Genomic DNA, 14,360 nt, shown 5'->3' with positions numbered 1-14,360 from the left:
CTTGCCTGTTGCTGTATTTCACAATGCTGTCATTAACTGAATTAGCTCGATCGACAAATCTCTTTGCGACTTTTGGTGCTTCTTAAACAAAACTCCAGCCAGCAGATAGATGTTTTCCGTATAAAAAGCCATTCCCTGTTCTCTGAGAGTGGCGATCGCGCTTTTCACCTTCGGTTCCGAGCTATAATAGCCAAAATTTAAAGGTGCAATTTCAAAATTCGCAACCGAGTAGCCTCGATCCAAGGCATAATCGATCAAACCCACAGGATTAGAATAGCTAGAAACCATCAGCAAAACTTCATCGCAGCCCAAAGATAAAAGTTTTTTAGCAATTGTCGAACCATCACTCCCGCCGTGCAACAGAGGCTGGTAAATCTTATCATCCACCGCCGGCAAGTAAGGCGGATTTGAGATGACACAATCCGCCGACTCGTATAAAGGCGAATCAAAAAAAGAGCAATTGTTGACGGTGTATCGTTCGCTCAGTTCATATTGCTTAATTTGAGACTGAGCAATTTTCCAAGCTACATTATTTAGCTCAAATCCCTGTATCGTCCCATCAAAATCACTTCTCAGCAAAGACTTAATAACTGGACTTCCCTCTCCTGAACCAAACTCTACGATAAGTCGAGAATTGTCACTAGCATTTAACACTAAACTTTCCAAGCAGTGCGCGTAAAAATCCGATTCTTCCGGGCAGTGGAATACCTGTTTGAGAGGATGGGATGAAGTGAGCATAAATTCTGTAACAAAGTTTACTTTCTTTTTAAATTATCCAATAAGTAATATTGCAGCCATCTGTCGCAAGAGCTATTTTATCAACTTGTGCAATCTATCTCTTCCTGTTTTACCTGGTGCGATCGAATAACTATTACTGCAGGCAGATTCTCCAATTAACTAGATTAATCCGATTGACAGATTGCAATTAGAGCGATTGCTGCTGAGATAGTACCTAAGCAAATAATTGTAAATTTTAATAGTGTCAGATATGACCTTTTTTAATTATTCAGTTCCGCCTCTGCGCCGGAAACAGCTTAACATCGAGGTTCCGGAGTTAGAAGGGCTTTGGCAGGTTCAGTTTCCCCTTGGCAAAGATCGATTTTATTCACAATTTTATACTTGTCTCGATCGTACTTGCTTGCTGTGGAGCTTGCTGTTAATACCCATATTCGGCACAGCACAATTTTTTTCGGTGAGTTGGATGCTGCAAGCCGGTTTGTGGTCAGCGCTCAGCCTCGTAGGTACAGCCGCAATGGTAAGCATGACATACTCTTGGGTCAAAATAGAACGCCTGCTTTGGGTGCTTTACGGTTGGGTAATACTAATGTTATTAGGATTGCTGCTGACCGATTTAGCAATTTTTCTCAGTTGGGGAAAAGTATTGGCGAATCTCTGTCCCCTGTGGTTGGGAATGAGCGGAATAGGGTATTTGGGGACTGGATTTGCAGTGCGATCGCGCGCGCTTTTAGCTGCAAGTTTACTTCACCTGGTGGGAATTTTGATTTTGCCTTACACGGGCGGTTGGTCTTTCCTATTTACGGGAACCGTAATGGTATTTAGCTTGCTGGTTTTAGCCGAATTGCAATGGGATATGCGCCAGCCGATTAACAGGCTCGATTAACTTGTGTACCACCGCGATTCCAACAGCTATCAACGTCAAGCATTAATCACAAGTGATGAGTACATTGCTAATGACTGATGAGATCATGCCCGCTAGAATAACGTCACTGCAATTGGTTGGTAGTGAGGATTCTTCGTTTTCATCAAAAGTTGAGGAATGAAGCCCTCACTACACAGCTAATAGGGGTTATGTTAGCGGACACGATATAGCAATCCTCGCATCAGTTGTACAAATATGTAGGGGTAGTGCTAAGAGTGCCTACCCCCCACGGATCGGGGCAACCACGGGGGGTTTGCCCCTACAAAAATTACACAATTCATTTAGGATTGCTATATTACTGATGGCTGATAACTAATTGCCACCAGACTGTACAGATTTGCGGGTTTGGTTAGTATCGTCGCCCTTGTGATGCCACGTGCCACCTTCGCCTTTAACATATTCAGATTTTACACTGTTCCAAGCAACGCTAGTAGCACCATCTGCGCTCATTCCATCTTCGCTAGCGCTCTTAAAAGCAGCCTGAAAAATTTGTTGAGATCCTTGGGGGAGTTCTTGTGCTTCCGAAGGTAAGGTGTCAAATTGTTGTTCTGGCATAATGACCTCTAATTATTAAACAGAAATTAAATCTTATATACTATAACCCTCTCCTTTCCTCTCTCTAAAAGCAAGTTTTAAACCCCATTATTCTCATCCCTGCGACAGATGTAATCTTAAAGTTATTCGCACCCCGAAAACTAATTGACTTGCCGTTGCAGGTTCAGCCGTATTTGGGTAATTTATTTTGTGAAACAGTCATTAATCTGATTTCGGCTTTTTCACTTGCGAATTTAGAAAAACCGATGAATATTAGATAGCGAATTTTGGGAATAATTCGATACAGCGTAGTTTATTTTGGCTTGTACAATGTGTTAAAAAATAAGCGCTATTTCGCATAGTTTTGGCTTTACTATATCAGAGTTTAGCCGATCGCACTCACAAGCAATCCTGACGACTGCGCCGCCGCTGGTTAATTGAATCTCGCGCGGGCCGCACTCGGACAGCCCTCAGTTCGCCTTCCTGTTTAACGCAAGTCAAATACCAGTCAAAAGCCTTGCTGTTGCCTGGTTATAGGCGCTATAGGACTATGAGCGATCGGGCGTCTTGAGATAATTTAGTTTCCTGATAAAGTTTGAGCGGTATTCTGCCAGTGCCCAAATTGCCAGCAGCAAGTTAAGGAAAAATAACGCTCATAAAATTTGAAACTAACTCCTATGGCGTAGCGCTAACCCAAAATTGAGGGTGAGAAAATCAATAATTTCTGTCTCAAAGCACCAGCCGCCGGAGAAAATTTATAGGAAGAACCGCGCGCTTGTCTCAGAAACCCAGTTGATTCCTATATGTCTGGTGACTCAACCCAAAATTTTTCAGATCAACCCGCTTTTTATCCCCTGTAGACAAATTTTTATTTAGCTAGTCTGCCGCCCCATCAAATATCATCCACCACCTGAAATAAAACGCCATTTTGCCAAATATTCCTAAAGATGAATGGCGAACTGGAAGCATACCTAATAGCTTATAAACTGTTAACGCGGCGGTCTAATTTATCCGTGGGAAATAATCGAGGAAACGGGACTAAATATGCTCCTTTACCTTCATTATTCCACAGCAAAGGTTAGAAAAGTTGCACGTTACGCTGTCAATTTTACCCTGCGGTTGTGGCATCACAAGCGATCGCAGGACTCAATGCAAAAGCAAGCATTACCATGAAATCTTCTAAATTGTTGAAAGTTGTTTTAGCAAGCGCTTGTACTTTAGGTTTAGCAACGGTTTCCTTCGCAGTGCCTGCTTCTGCCCAGTCAGGCGGTGCTGGAAGCGGTGCAGGCACAACTGGTACAGGCACAGGCACAACTGGTACAGGCACAGGCACAACTGGTACGACAGACGGCACGACTGGCACCGGCACAACCGGTACAACAGACGGCGCGACGGGCACGGGTACAACCGGCACGGGTACAACAGGCACGGGTACAACCGGTACAACCGATACGACGGGCACTGGCACAACCGGTACAACCGATACAACCGGCACTGGCACAACCGATACAACCGGCACTGGCACAACCGGTACAACCGGGACAGGTACAACCGATACAACCGGGACAGGTACAACCGATACAACCGGGACAGGTACAACCGATACGACGGGCACGGGTACAACTGGTACAACCGGGACAGGTACAACCGATACAACCGGCACTGGCACAACCGATACAACTGGCACTGGCACAACCGATACAACGGGTACAACTGGCACAGGTACAACGGGTACAACCGGGACAGGTACAACGGGTACAACCGGGACAGGTACAACGGGTACAACTGGCACAGGTACAACGGGTACAACCGGGACAGGTACAACGGGTACAACCGGTACAACCGGGACAGGTACAACGGGTACAACTGGGACAGGTACAACGGGTACAACGGGTACGACGGGCACGGGTACAACGGGTACAACCGGTACAACCGGTACAACGGGTACAACCGGTACAACCGGTACGACAGACGGTACGACATCGACGCCGGCTGATACTAATTCGGGAGTTTTGAGTGCTCGGCGCGATCGCCCCAACAATTTCGGGTGGCTGGGTGCCTTGGGCGCGTTTGGTTTGATCAACTTGTTTCGGAAAGGCAGTACACCCTCCCATCGGTAGTTTCTGGCGATTCCCGTAGGGAATAGTTTCGCTTCACATACTTTTGAAAACAACTTAGAGGCTTAGAAATTCATGACTTCACTCAATCGCAAAAGTTTGTTCAAAAAATTGGTAACAGTTGCCGGAATTGCCGGCGTTAGTTCCTTGATAGCTGTGCCGGGATTGGCAGAATTAAACCGCCAGACTCACGGCTTCAACCAGTCGGGCGATCGGGTTCTTGAGCTTGCTGATAACGCTACCGACGATGCTACTACTCCCAACACTCCAAATACCCCCACCAACAACACTCCCGGCCGTTCTCCAAATAGCCCCATCAACAACACTCCTAGCCGTTCTCCCAACACTCCAACAGGTGGCGAAACTTCCCCTAATTCTCTCAGCAGCCAAGACAGAAACTTTGCCATGCAAGCAGGTCAAATTGGTATGATGGAAGTGCAGCTCGGCAGATTGGCAGTGCAGCGCGGTTCTAGTGCTAGTGTGAAACAATACGGGCAAGAAATGGTTGAGGAACACACCCAGGCTAATGAAGAATTGATGCAGTTAGCAATGCAAAAAGAGGTAAAACTGCCAACCGAAATGAGTACCCAGAACAAAGCTTTGATGGATCGACTTTCGGGACTCTCTGGTACAAGTTTTGACAGGGCTTATAAGCAGGCTATGATCGACAGCCACAATCAGGCTATTGCTTTGTTTCAAGCTCAATCTCAACAGGGACAAGATCCCGAATTGAAGGCTTGGGCCACCCAAAAGTTGCCGAACCTTCAGGCGCACTTGCAAATGGTTAACCAAATGTTGGCAGATACCAGTCAGCCGTAATATCAGGTAGAGGAGGTAGAGTGCGATCGCCTAAAAGCCGATCGCACTCTACTTTTGCTAATTCGAGACTTAGCCTAAATTAATCATTTTTTAACAGACAGGCGTTCGATCGCCCGATCGCAGAAACAAGCAAGTGCGATCGGGCGATTTATTCAAAGAACACCAAATTAATTAGTCCTCAGTTTCGACAAAAACAGTCACAGCCGCCACAGCGATTAGCATTTCATCATTTTTATCATTCAGAGAGGCGATCGCCCTTCCTGGCACAATCATGCCTCCTTGCTCCACAATCAGAGTTTTGCTGCCAAAAGGCAGCACCGCCAACACCTCCTGTTCCCGCACTTGTTCCGGGTAAGGAACAGCCACCTTTACCTCAACAATCATCTGATTCGGGTCGCTCAAACCAGCCACTTCCCAGACGCCTAAGAGAGCATTGTGGGCGATCGCATTTCGTACAGCCCTTGCACAGGCTACAGTCGGTTCCTGCCCGTGCTGGTCTATACCCATCCCCATTTCAATAATGAAACATTTACGTGCCATAGTTGCCCCTTGGTTGATTTTTATTTTTAGTTGATCGCAGTTTTTCCCCAAACAATTATCAACCAAAATGACCGCAGTTTATATTATTTTATCGATTCCTCGAATAACACAATAATCATCTCATTTAATCAAAAAAAGGTAACTTTTGACCAGAGCCAAACTGATATCAAATCAGTCCTTGTAAATCTAAAATCTAAAATCTAAAATCTAAAATGGTATAACTTATGGTAATATAACCAAATTCAGCTTTCCTAGCGGACTGCAAAACTCATCGCCAGCTTGAATCATGGATAGTTTTCTACCAATTGCCTACTTTCAAAACCAATTTCTCCCATTTACCGACGCCAAAATTTCCATAGCCACCCACGCACTGCACTACGGAACCGGAGTTTTAGGCGGGTTGCGGGGAATTCCAGACCCCCAAAATGCCGATCGAATATTGCTATTTAGATTAGACCGCCACTGTCAAAGATTAAGTCAAAGTGCCCGCTTCCTCAACTGCGATTTACCAGCCAGCAAAATCCAACAAATAATTATTGATTTTGTCCAGAAAAACAAACCAACAAAATCATTTTATATCCGCCCTTTTATCTACACATCCAGTTTAGGAATTGCCCCCCGACTGCACAACGTAGAAACAGACTTTTTTGTCTACGGATTAGAACTTTCCGACTATTTGCCCAAAGAAGGAGTCAACTGTAGAATTAGCTCTTGGTACCGCCAAGAAGACCGCAGTTTGCCCTTAAGAGGTAAAATTAGCGGCGCCTACATCACCTCAGCTTTAGCCAAAACCGAAGCAGTAGAATCCGGCTTCGACGAAGCAATTATGATGAACACTCAGGGAAAAGTCAGCGAAGCTTCAGGGATGAACATATTTGTCGCCAGAAACGGTAAATTAGTTACTCCCGGTTTCGAGCAAGATATTCTCGAAGGAATTACCAGAGACAGCGTAATCACAATCGCCAGAGACTTAGGAATTGAAGTCATAGAAAGACCCGTTGATAGATCAGAACTGTTGATTGCAGACGAAATTTTCCTCTGCGGAACCGCAGCCAAAATTACGCCAATTAAGCGAGTAGAAAACTATCACTTGCCCACAAACCGACCCATCACCGAAAAGATTTTGGACAAACTAACCGGGATTATAGAAAATCGCGACAGCAAGTATCAAGACTGGGTATTTCCGATTGATCTTAATTAACCGTTTGTAGTGAGGAGTTCAGTCCTTCTTTTAAGAACTAAATTCCTCACTACAAACCATCAACTGGACTGCCGTGTCCTTACACCCGTCTGCTCTATTTCATCGGCTTAAAAACTTCTATATCGACGCTCCAGAATTAACTACATCGATAATTAAGAAATGCTATGGAAGCTCGAGAATTTTACGAACAAGGATTCGACCTCGGTCGCAGGGGGCTGTACGAGGAAGCAGTTGCAGCTTTTACTCAAGCAATAAATCTCAATCCTGACTTTGTAGAAGCTTACATGATTCGTGCTACTGCTCGAAGTGGAACAGGAGATTTACAGGGGGGAATTGAAGATTTTGAGAAAGCTATGGATATCTACAGGGCTAGAGGACAATCGCAAATAGCTGATATGCTTTTAGTCCCCTGGAGTGCGCTGCACAATGAAATTAGGTTTAAGGACTAAAGTCCTTACTACAAACTAAAGTTCACTCACACAAAGCAGCCGCGTGAAATTGAATATGATCCTCGATAAAAGTCGCCACAAAATAATAGCTGTGATCGTAACCTTCCTGCATCCTTAAATTCAGCGGCTGTCCCGCTTTTGCACAAGCTTCCGCGAACACTTCCGGCAACAACTGCCCGTCAGCAAGAAACGAATCAGCCGTGCCGCAGTCAATCATAATCGGACGGTTGTATTGCGCTGCAAGCACCAATTCGCTAGCATCCCAAGCCCTCCAGATATCTCTGTCGCTGCCGAGGTAGTGTCCAAAAGCTTTTTGTCCCCAAGGGCAGCTCATTGGCGCGGAAATAGGCGCAAAAGCGGAAACTGAAAGATAGCGAGATCCATTTTTCAACGCGCAAATTAAAGCCCCGTGTCCGCCCATCGAATGACCGAAAATTCCTTGTTTTTCCGGTATCGCTGGAAAATTTTCGGCGATTAAATTTGGCAATTCATCAACCACATAACTGTACATTCGATAGTGAGCATTCCAAGGTGCGGCTGTCGCATCAACATAAAAACCTGCACCACTTCCTAAATCCCAATCGTCATCTTCCCCAGGGATGCCAGTATTGCGCGGGCTAGTGTCGGGCGCAACCAGCATTAACCCATATTTTGCCGCAAATTGTTGCGCCCCCGCTTTTGCCATAAAGTTCTCTTCTGTGCAGGTTAAACCAGATAGAAAATACAAAACTGGTACGGGTTGAGATAAAGCTTGCGGGGGCTGATAAACTGCGATTTTCATCTCGCTGTTGCAGGTTGAGGATTGATGGCTATAAAAGCCGAGTTTGCCACCGAAAGTTTTCTGTTCTTTGTGCAGTTTTAGGGAGTCTGATATCATGTTAATTCTATTTCATTTTTGAATTAGATTTTTTTTAACCGCAGAGGGCGCAGAGGGCGCAGAGGAAGAGGGAAGAGAGAAAGATTTTTGTTCAAAATGTCAAAACTGTGCGAATTGATTGGCCTTTGTGCATTAAATCAAAGGCTTCGTTGATTTTGTCGATCGGCATTACCTGAGTTACCAGACTGTCAATATCAATTTTACCGTCCATGTACCAATCCACAATCTTAGGCACATCAGTTCTGCCTTTTGCGCCACCAAAAGCCGTGCCTTTCCAAACCCTACCAGTTACTAGCTGAAACGGGCGGGTACTAATTTCTTGACCAGCTCCCGCTACCCCGACAATTACGCTCACGCCCCAACCTTTGTGGCAGCATTCTAAAGCTTGGCGCATCACATTAATGTTGCCGATACATTCAAAACTGTAATCTGCTCCGCCTTTGGTTAAATCTACTAAATAAGGCACTAAATCGCCTTCGACTTCGCGGGGATTGACAAAGTGAGTCATGCCGAATTTTTCCGCCATCTCTCGCTTGTCGGGGTTCAAGTCTACGCCGACAATCATGTTAGCTCCCACCATGCGAGCTGCTTGAATTACATTCAAACCCACGCCGCCCAAACCGAAAACTACCACATTAGAACCAGGCTCTACTTTCGCAGTATTAATGACAGCGCCGATGCCAGTTGTTACGCCGCAGCCGATTAAACAAACTTTATCAAAAGGAGCATCTTCGCGAATTTTGGCTACCGCAATTTCTGGCAATACTGTATAATTAGCAAAGGTAGAAGTTCCCATGTAATGGTATAGTTTCTGCCCATCTATGGAAAATCGGCTCGTGCCGTCGGGCATCACTCCCTGGCCTTGAGTCAGGCGAATTGCTTGACAGAGATTAGTTTTGCGGCTCAAACAATATTCGCAGTTGCGGCATTCGGGAATGTAGAGAGGAATTACCCGATCGCCCACTTTGACACTCGTGACTCCCGGCCCAACTTCTGCGACAATCCCGGCTCCCTCGTGGCCTAAAATAGCCGGAAACAAACCTTCAGGATCGGCACCGGAAAGAGTGTAAGCATCAGTGTGACAAACACCCGTGGCTTTAATTTCCACCAACACCTCTCCAGCCCGAGGCCCATCCAGATCAACCGTTTCAATGCTCAAAGGTTGGCCGGCACTGCGAGCAACTGCTGCTTTTACTTTCATGCTTTCTCCTTGCGATCGATTTGTTAATTGACCCGTCATTCGATTTTAGATTTTAGATTTTAGATTTTGGATTGACCCCACGGATTAATTCGGGGGCTTGAGGATTTTAGATTTTGGATTGACTTGCGCGAGATAAATCACGTGGCGGGTACCACCTTTGAAATTCTTGGTCAAGATGTATTGTATTACTTAATGTCAAAATTGGAGCAAATCTATGACAAAATTAATTGTAATTACCGGAGTCAGTCGCGGTCTAGGTCTTGCCATGACCGAAAAGTTTATTGAATTGGGACATACAGTTGTGGGATGCGCCCGTTCTTCCGAAGCGGTGAAAAAACTCCAACAAAAATATAGTGCGCCCCACCATTTTACTTGTTTGGATGTCACCAAGGACGATCGAGTAAAAGCTTGGGCCACAGAAATGCTGGCAAAAAATGCTCCCCCAGATTTGTTAATTAATAATGCAGGCGTAGCTAATCATCTCGCGCCCCTTTGGAATATCAGCAACGAAGAATTTTCTCAGGTAATTGATGTTAATATTAAAGGTACAGCTAATGTAATTCGTCACTTTGTCCCGGCAATGATTGCTCAAAAAAGTGGCATAATTGTCAACTTTAGTTCTGGTTGGGGAAGGTCAACTTCGCCGGAAGTCGCGCCCTATTGCGCTTCCAAGTGGGCAATAGAAGGACTTACGCGATCGCTCGCTCAAGAATTGCCCGCAGGTATGGCAGCATTTCCTTTGAATCCGGGGATAATTCACACCGATATGCTAGACATTTGTTTCGGAGAAGATGCGGCAAATTACCCATCAGTCAAAGCATGGGTGCAAAAAGCTGTTCCTTTCTTACTAAAACTAAAAGCTTCAGATAACGGAATGCCCCTGACTGTTCCGGGATAATACAACAACCCTTACAGGATTTGCGAACCTCTCTCCTTTCTTCTCCTCTGCGCCCTCTGCGCTCTCTGCGGTTCATAAAAAAAATCAAAAATGAAATAAAATTGCTATATTCCCAAATCACAACTCTTTCCCCAAATAGCCACAGTGAACTTGCCGCTAACCTCCCCCTCGCAAACCGAAACCCGCAAAGCAGACCACCTGCGGATTTGCCTCGAAGAAGACGTACAATTTCGCGAAACTACCAGCGGCCTCGAACGCTACCGTTTTGAACACTGCTGTTTGCCAGAACTCGATCGCACCGAAATCGATTTAACCTCCACATTTCTCGGCAAAAAATTAGCCGTTCCCCTGCTAATTTCCTCAATGACCGGCGGCACAGAATTAGCCCAGACAATCAATTATCGCCTCGCCGATGTCGCTCAAGAATACAAACTAGCAATGGGAGTCGGTTCCCAGCGAATTGTTGTAGAAAATCCTCAACTCGCTCCTACATTTGCCGTCCGTCGCCGCGCTCCAGATATTGTGTTATTTGCAAATATCGGAGCCGTTCAATTAAACTACAATTACGGTTTGGAACAGTGCCAAAAAATCATTGATATTCTCGAAGCAGATGCCCTAATTTTGCACCTCAATCCGCTGCAAGAGTGCGTCCAAACCGAAGGCGATACTAACTTTAAAGGACTGCTAGATAAAATTGCCAAATTGTGCGATAAATTACCAGTACCAGTTATTGCTAAAGAAGTCGGCAACGGTATTTCAGGAAAGATGGCAAAGAAATTGCTCGCCGCTGGGGTAGGTGCGATCGACATTGCCGGGGCCGGAGGCACTTCTTGGGCGAAAATAGAAGGAGAGCGAGCTAAAGATAGCAAGCAGCGCAGGTTAGGCGCAACCTTTGCCGACTGGGGAATACCAACAGCCGAGTGCATTGTCAGCACCCGCGCCGTAGCGCCGGATGTTCCTCTGATTGCCTCTGGAGGCTTGCAAAACGGGCTGGATGCAGCGAAGTCGATCGCCCTTGGCGCGGATATTGCGGGACTGGCGCGGCCGTTTCTACAAGCAGCAGCGGAATCGGAATCCGCCGCAGCCCTTCTAGCTGAGGTTTTAATTGCAGAAATCGCCACCGTGATGTTCTGTACGGGCTGCGGTAATTTGGATGAGCTAAAACATTCTGGGGTTTTGGAAAGGTTAAGATAAAAGTGAGTCAGCAGTCAAAAGTCATTAGTCAGCAGTCATTAGTCAACAGTCATTAGTCATTAGCTAATAACTAACGACACCAGAGAAGTGCTAAATCCTACTTGCAGGAATGACCAATAATATCGTTTCCGCCGACATCGGAATAATATTTTTCCGAGTGCAGTGCGAGCGGGACACTTGCACACTCGGTATCATTCCGTTCTAACCGGATTCGATATAACTAATAACTAATAACTAATGACTAATGACTAATGACTAATTACCAATAACCAATTATCTAATGAAAGATTTCCTAAAATATACCTGTGCAAGTTTACTGGGAACCTTCCTAGGATTGTTGCTGCTGGGCAGCATCGGATTGGGGGGACTGGTACTACTAATTGCTCTGGCGGCATCGTCGTCTAAAGATTCAGGCCCGCAAGTTAAAGATAAGTCTGTATTGGTATTAGACCTTTCTTTAAATATTACCGACAGCAAACCGAGCCGCAGCACTAGCGCGGCGATTGAAGAAGTGCTTTCGGAAGATTCCGGCGATACAGTGACGCTGCGGACTGTTTTAGACACGATCGAATATGCGAAAAAAGACCCGAAAATCGTTGGCCTTTATCTTGAAGGCAGCTCAAATTCGAGCAGCAGCGGGTTTGCCAATCTCAAAGAAGTTCGATCGGCCTTGCAGCGTTTCCGAGATGCCAAAAAACCCATTTTTGCTTACCAGATGGACTGGAATGAGCGAGATTATTACCTCGGTTCCGTTGCTAATACAATTGCCGTAAATCCTTACGGCGCTTTGGAAATCAACGGTTTTAGCAGTCAGGCAATGTTTCTCACTGGTGCTTTGGAAAAATACGGCGTGGGAGTGCAAGTGACTCGCGTCGGCAAATACAAGTCAGCCGTTGAGCCGTTTTTGCTCACAAAAATGAGCCCCGAAAATCGCCAGCAAACTCAAAAGTTGCTCGGAGATATGTGGGGAGAATACCTGAAAACTGTCGCCCCGAGTCGCAAAGTGACTGTTGGGCAACTGCAAGCGCTTGCAGATAATCGCGGAATTTTGATGGCTGACGAAGCTCTCAAAAACAAGTTAGTTGATAAAGTTGTATACTTTGACGAAGTATCGACAGAACTCAAAAAACTCACAGGAACCGATAGCGAAAACAAATCTTTCAAGCAAATTAGTTTGAAAAATTACGCGAGAATTGCTGAAAATAAAAAATCAACTCGCGCTGACAAGAAAAACCAAATTGCTATACTTTACGCTGAAGGAGAGATTGTAGACGGGGAAGGGGGCCCGACTCAAGTAGGAGGCGATCGCATCGCTCAAGCAATGCGGAAAATCCGAGAAGATGAGGAAGTAAAAGCCGTAGTTTTGCGCGTCAACAGTCCCGGAGGCAGCGCGACGGGGGCCGAAGTAATTGCACGCGAAGTAATGCTGACGGGGAAAAAGAAACCAGTTATTGTTTCAATGGGCAATTTAGCAGCATCCGGTGGCTATTGGATTTCGATGGGTTCCAACCGCATTTTTGCCGAACCGAATACGATTACCGGTTCGATAGGCGTTTTTGGAATGCGGTTCAACGCCGAAAAGTTGGCTGCTAACAACGGCCTGACTTGGGACGTGGTGAAAACCGCCCGCTTTGCAGATATTAACACGGTTTCCCGCCCGAAAAATCCTCAAGAATTGGCGAATATTCAGAGGAGAGTCGATAGCATTTACGATCGATTTATTACTAAAGTCGCCACCGCCCGCAAACTGCCGAAAAACCAGGTACAAGAAATTGCTCAAGGCAGGGTGTGGTCTGGTACGGCCGCGAAACAGTTGGGTTTAGTGGATGAAATTGGCGGTCTTGAAGATGCTGTCAGAGAGGCTGCTAAGCAAGCTAAACTAGGCGACGATTGGAAGGTGGAAGAATATCCAAAACGCCGCACTTTGGAGGAGCGAATTTTGGAAAGACTTTCAGGCGTTCACGTTTTGAAACCAGCCGCCAAACTCGACCCGCTAACGGCCGAATTTAAGAAAATGCAAGAGGAATTGGCTGCGATCAAGTCGATGAACGACCCGCAGGGGATTTACGTTCGCTTGCCTTTCAATTTGCGGATTGATTAATTAATACCAAATCCGGGATTTTTACCCCTTTATTCTTAGTCCCCCTCTGTTGAGACGAAAGTTTTGCTCTTGAACCGTTGCAAGCGCTGAGTCTGATAGGGGTTTTTAACCCGGGCTTGGTAAAAGTAGGCTGACAAGCGAATTTCTTGATGGTACAGCCCCCGGATTTATCCGTGGAATCAACCCAAAATCGAAAATCGAAAATCAGAAGAGCCCCCGCATTTATCCGTGGGGTCGCCTCTAAAATCTAAAATCTAAAATCTAAAATCGATTGACGCACCTACAAACAACTGAAAAACCCGGTTTCTTCAAGAAACCGGGTTTATGAATACCCTAAAAGTCGATTGACTGGGAATTGGCAATATTTGTTATGCAGCACGCTGAGTTAACAATCCCCAGATGAAAAGTAGAACTAGCGCACCTACGACTGCAAAAGCTATGCTGGGTAGAGTCAATGCTCCGAAGGATGCTCCCCCGCTCGTCCCCAGTAAGACTTGACCTAGATAACCTCCCACTAGGGCGCCCAAAATTCCTAAACCTGTTGTTGCCAGAAAGCCACCGCCTTGAGTTCCCGGATAAATGGCTTTGGCTAGCGCACCGGCAATCAATCCTAAAACGATCCAAGCAATAATTCCCATTTCTCTTTCTCCTGAATACTTAAACTTTTCTTGTGCCTTGTCTTATGTTCTAAGAATAACAACCCCTATCCCGCCCTTACCTCTACCGCAGGGATGAACCGAAAGTGGTAGGATTTCTCATGAATCGTCGG

14 protein-coding genes are annotated in these 14,360 nt (G+C 45.8%); 8 read left to right on the top strand and 6 right to left on the bottom strand.

What is annotated here, in order from left to right:
• Positions 1-18: 18 nt before the first annotated feature.
• Positions 19-738 (bottom strand): SAM-dependent methyltransferase, encoded by a 720-nt coding sequence (locus tag QT987_RS15005; RefSeq protein ID WP_333241314.1) that lies wholly within the window; start codon positions 736-738, stop codon positions 19-21.
• 250 nt (positions 739-988) lie between these two features.
• Here QT987_RS15005 and QT987_RS15000 point away from each other — a divergent pair, with 250 nt between their 5' ends.
• Positions 989-1,621: a hypothetical protein gene (locus QT987_RS15000; protein ID WP_333241312.1), complete on the top strand. Its 633-nt coding sequence runs from the start codon at positions 989-991 to the stop codon at positions 1,619-1,621.
• 351 nt (positions 1,622-1,972) lie between these two features.
• On the opposite strand, the gene QT987_RS14995 is transcribed toward QT987_RS15000, so the two are convergent.
• The gene (locus tag QT987_RS14995; RefSeq protein ID WP_333241310.1) at positions 1,973-2,215 is read right to left on the bottom strand and encodes a ChaB family protein; all 243 of its coding nucleotides are present in this window, start codon (positions 2,213-2,215) and stop codon (positions 1,973-1,975) included.
• 1,148 nt (positions 2,216-3,363) lie between these two features.
• Here QT987_RS14995 and QT987_RS14990 point away from each other — a divergent pair.
• Together QT987_RS14990 and QT987_RS14985 are read left to right on the top strand one after the other, a co-directional pair.
• Positions 3,364-4,314: a hypothetical protein gene (locus tag QT987_RS14990; RefSeq protein WP_333241308.1), complete on the top strand. Its 951-nt coding sequence runs from the start codon at positions 3,364-3,366 to the stop codon at positions 4,312-4,314.
• Positions 4,315-4,386: 72 nt separating this feature from the next.
• On the top strand, positions 4,387-5,130 hold the full coding sequence (locus tag QT987_RS14985) for a DUF4142 domain-containing protein (protein WP_333241306.1): 744 nt from the start codon (positions 4,387-4,389) through the stop codon (positions 5,128-5,130).
• Positions 5,131-5,301: 171 nt separating this feature from the next.
• On the opposite strand, the gene QT987_RS14980 is transcribed toward QT987_RS14985, so the two are convergent.
• A complete protein-coding gene (locus QT987_RS14980; protein ID WP_333241304.1) occupies positions 5,302-5,670 on the bottom strand; it encodes a Lin0512 family protein in 369 nt (122 codons plus the stop codon).
• A 286-nt stretch (positions 5,671-5,956) separates the two neighbouring features.
• Between QT987_RS14980 and QT987_RS14975 the strand changes: the two genes are divergently transcribed.
• The gene (locus tag QT987_RS14975) at positions 5,957-6,871 is read left to right on the top strand and encodes a branched-chain amino acid transaminase (RefSeq protein WP_333241302.1); all 915 of its coding nucleotides are present in this window, start codon (positions 5,957-5,959) and stop codon (positions 6,869-6,871) included.
• 164 nt (positions 6,872-7,035) lie between these two features.
• On the top strand, positions 7,036-7,320 hold the full coding sequence (locus QT987_RS14970; RefSeq protein ID WP_332984688.1) for a tetratricopeptide repeat protein: 285 nt from the start codon (positions 7,036-7,038) through the stop codon (positions 7,318-7,320).
• 22 nt (positions 7,321-7,342) lie between these two features.
• On the opposite strand, the gene fghA is transcribed toward QT987_RS14970, so the two are convergent.
• Together fghA and QT987_RS14960 are read right to left on the bottom strand one after the other, a co-directional pair.
• A complete protein-coding gene (gene fghA, locus QT987_RS14965) occupies positions 7,343-8,197 on the bottom strand; it encodes an S-formylglutathione hydrolase (RefSeq protein ID WP_333241300.1) in 855 nt (284 codons plus the stop codon).
• A 91-nt stretch (positions 8,198-8,288) separates the two neighbouring features.
• Entirely contained in the window at positions 8,289-9,398 is a 1,110-nt protein-coding gene (locus QT987_RS14960) for an S-(hydroxymethyl)glutathione dehydrogenase/class III alcohol dehydrogenase (protein WP_333241396.1), read from the bottom strand.
• A gap of 214 nt (positions 9,399-9,612) precedes the next feature.
• On the opposite strand from QT987_RS14960, the gene QT987_RS14955 reads away from it, so the two are divergent.
• The 3 genes from QT987_RS14955 to sppA all read left to right on the top strand — a co-directional run bounded on the left by QT987_RS14955 (position 9,613) and on the right by sppA (position 13,591).
• A complete protein-coding gene (locus QT987_RS14955) occupies positions 9,613-10,296 on the top strand; it encodes an SDR family NAD(P)-dependent oxidoreductase (RefSeq protein ID WP_333241298.1) in 684 nt (227 codons plus the stop codon).
• Positions 10,297-10,440: 144 nt separating this feature from the next.
• Complete coding sequence (gene fni / locus QT987_RS14950; protein ID WP_333241296.1) at positions 10,441-11,490, top strand: type 2 isopentenyl-diphosphate Delta-isomerase; 1,050 nt, start codon at positions 10,441-10,443, stop codon at positions 11,488-11,490.
• Between the two features lie 280 nt (positions 11,491-11,770).
• The gene (sppA, locus tag QT987_RS14945) at positions 11,771-13,591 is read left to right on the top strand and encodes a signal peptide peptidase SppA (protein WP_333241292.1); all 1,821 of its coding nucleotides are present in this window, start codon (positions 11,771-11,773) and stop codon (positions 13,589-13,591) included.
• Between the two features lie 368 nt (positions 13,592-13,959).
• Here sppA and QT987_RS14940 read toward each other — a convergent pair whose 3' ends face one another.
• The gene (locus tag QT987_RS14940) at positions 13,960-14,229 is read right to left on the bottom strand and encodes a GlsB/YeaQ/YmgE family stress response membrane protein (RefSeq protein ID WP_333052822.1); all 270 of its coding nucleotides are present in this window, start codon (positions 14,227-14,229) and stop codon (positions 13,960-13,962) included.
• Between the last annotated feature and the right edge of the window lie 131 nt (positions 14,230-14,360).

This window comes from Microcoleus sp. SVA1B4 (assembly GCF_036700545.1).
Classification (GTDB): domain Bacteria; phylum Cyanobacteriota; class Cyanobacteriia; order Cyanobacteriales; family Microcoleaceae; genus Microcoleus.
Note: the sequence above shows the minus strand (reverse complement) of the source record. Positions and strands in the feature narration are given on the sequence as shown.